This window comes from Ideonella azotifigens (assembly GCF_006519715.1).
GTDB lineage: Bacteria > Pseudomonadota > Gammaproteobacteria > Burkholderiales > Burkholderiaceae_C > Ideonella > Ideonella azotifigens.
Window position 1 is genome coordinate 1 of the sequence record NZ_VIDT01000794.1, and the last position, 2,289, is coordinate 2,289.

General features: G+C 67.2%; 3 protein-coding genes. All 3 read left to right on the forward strand.

The window, feature by feature from the left end; translation table 11 throughout:
* A partial coding sequence (locus tag FKP22_RS32920; RefSeq protein WP_375140625.1) for an alpha/beta fold hydrolase occupies positions 1–274 on the forward strand: 274 nt, incomplete at its 5' end.
* A 350-nt stretch (positions 275–624) separates the two neighbouring features.
* On the forward strand, positions 625–1,302 hold the full coding sequence (locus tag FKP22_RS27715; RefSeq protein WP_141291222.1) for a hypothetical protein: 678 nt from the start codon (positions 625–627) through the stop codon (positions 1,300–1,302).
* A gap of 34 nt (positions 1,303–1,336) precedes the next feature.
* Positions 1,337–2,176: a hypothetical protein gene (locus FKP22_RS27720; protein ID WP_141291224.1), complete on the forward strand. Its 840-nt coding sequence runs from the start codon at positions 1,337–1,339 to the stop codon at positions 2,174–2,176.
* The last annotated feature ends 113 nt before the right edge of the window (positions 2,177–2,289 follow it).

Below are 2,289 nucleotides of genomic sequence, written 5' to 3' on the forward strand. Positions count from 1 at the left end.
CCCGGCCCACAAGCACCCCAGCGCGCTGCAGTACCAGGCCGACGAAGTGCTGGCCTGCTGGCGCCGCATCACGGCACCGCTGCTGTGGATAGAAGGCCGCGACACCGAAGCCCCGCTGTGGTGGGGCGAGCGTTACCCGCACAGCGAGTTCGAGGCCCGCCTGGCCGTCGTGCCGCAGGTCAGCGCGCATGCCTTGAGCGACTGCGGGCACATGGTGCACCACGACCAGCCCGAGGCCGTGGCCCAGCTGCTGCAGGGCTTCCTGGCGCCCTGAAGCAGAACTTGTGAAGTCTGCTGCCGGCCCCGCGTGAGGGCCGGGCGCCGCCGTGGCGAAACAGTGCGCCCATCCACGGGAATCCACCCCCCAAACCTGACGTGCGTCGAACGCGCCGCCACATCCGTGGGCGCCGCTTCGTGGTGGCACGAACATGCGCTATCGGGCCCAGGGGTGCGGCGATAGATTGGCTTGCGTCTGGACGACGCCGGATCCTTCACCCCCTCTTGCGGAGCATCGCCATGAATCGGAGACCCACCTTCGTTGCAGTCAGACAAGCGGTATGCCCAGTGTTTGCAGTCTGTGCCCTTGCCCTCTCGCCCCTCGCCGCTCGCGCCGACGAGCCGGCCATGATGATGATGAACCTCGTCAACGCGAATTACGCCGAGGTCACCGTCTACAACGTCAAGCCTGGCCAGGAGCAAGCCTTCCTGGAAGCCATGGTCGACAACGGCCCCTACCACCGGCTGATGAACGGCGCGGTCGGTGAAAAAGTGCTGGCACCCTTGCCTGATGAAGCGGCCAACGGCCGCAGCGCGTGGGTCTCGGTGGCCCGCTACCTGGACTCGGTGACGGCCAAGCGCGTCAGCAGCGCGCGCGACAAGAAGGTTGCCGAGTTCCTCGACGGCCCGCCCACCCGCACCGGCGGCACGCTGGTCAAGCATGTGTTCGCCGACTGGGGCTGGGAGAAGGGCCGCGCGCCTGCGCTGGTGGACGTGCAGGCCAATGGCTCTGACCGCATCTTCAAGGAACGCCTGACCTCGCTGAGCTTCCTGAAGACCGGCTACACCGGCCAGGCCGGCTTCGTCGAGTTCTTCGACCAGGGCCAGACCCCCACCTCGCTGCGCGCCTCGCTGGCCAACCGCAGCGGCCTGTCGGGTGCGTCCATCTACGCCACGCCGAACAAGGGCTACTTCATCTACAGCGAGTACTTCAGCAGCCCCAGCGGCGCGCAGCGCGCCAGCCTGCAGGCCGAAGCCAGCCGGGCCCAGGCCGGCACGGTGGAACTGAACTACGTGCCGCGCTGAAGCGCCGCCTTTGAACAGCCCAAAGGAGAAAACCATGCATGCCAACCTGACGCGCCGTGTGGCGCTGCTGTCTTCCGCCATCGCACTGGCATTCTTGAGTGCCACCCTGCCCACGGTCGCCGTGGCCCAGGGCGAATACGAGCAGACCCTGCTGGCCCAGAAGGCCACGCCGGTGTTCGCCCAAATCGTCATCTATGACGTGCTGCCCGGCCGCGAAGCCGAGTTCGAGAAGCTGATCGCGCTCGGGGCCAAAGGTGGCGCCAAGGGCAGCGAGTTCATCAACGACCGGGTGCTGAAGAACATCGACGCCGCCAGCCCGCAATACGCCACCTACACCAAGTTCGGCAACGCCGGCACCGCGCAGGCGCTGACGACCAGCCGCATCACCGCCGTGCGCGCGCTGCTGCGCCGCGATGCCGAGAGCCACCTGGCGCAAATGGACAAGGTCTACACACCCAAGGGTGAACTCAATGCGCCCAATGGCCGCGAGCTGGGCACCAGCGTCGGCCAGATCGCCCACCTGGGCCTGTTCCTGCCAACGCCCTCGCGCGTGGAGGACTACTACGCCGCGCTCTACAAGGTGAAGGTGCACACGCTGAACCGCAAGCCGCGCGGCTACATCGGCGACGAGCTGCTGATCGAGACCCAGCGCAACACCGCGCAGCTGCAGGCCCCGTACACGCCGCGCCCGCGCGAAGCCACCCGGCTGTCGTTCAACTACGGCGAGTACAAGAAGCTGGAAGACGCCGAGGACTCCTACGTTGATCGCACGCAGGAAACCTCGCCGGAAATGATCACGCTGGAGCGCACCTTCTACAGCGCGCTGCAGGTGCCCAACCGCTTCTACATCTTCAAGGTCATCGGCAACAGCTGAGCGCGCACCCGCGCGCCCGCTCAACCGGCCGGCTCCCGCGGAGCCGGCCCCGCATCAGAAGGGAGGCTGACATGCGAAGCACGATCGCAGGATCGCGTGCGGACGGCGCCTGC

What these genes read in the sequence shown, in the direction of transcription:
- FKP22_RS27715 (WP_141291222.1), top strand. Translation starts at nt 625, where the DNA reads ATGATGATGATGAACCTCGTCAACGCGAATTACGCCGAGGTCACCGTC.
- FKP22_RS27720 (WP_141291224.1), top strand. Translation starts at nt 1,337, where the DNA reads ATGCATGCCAACCTGACGCGCCGTGTGGCGCTGCTGTCTTCCGCCATC.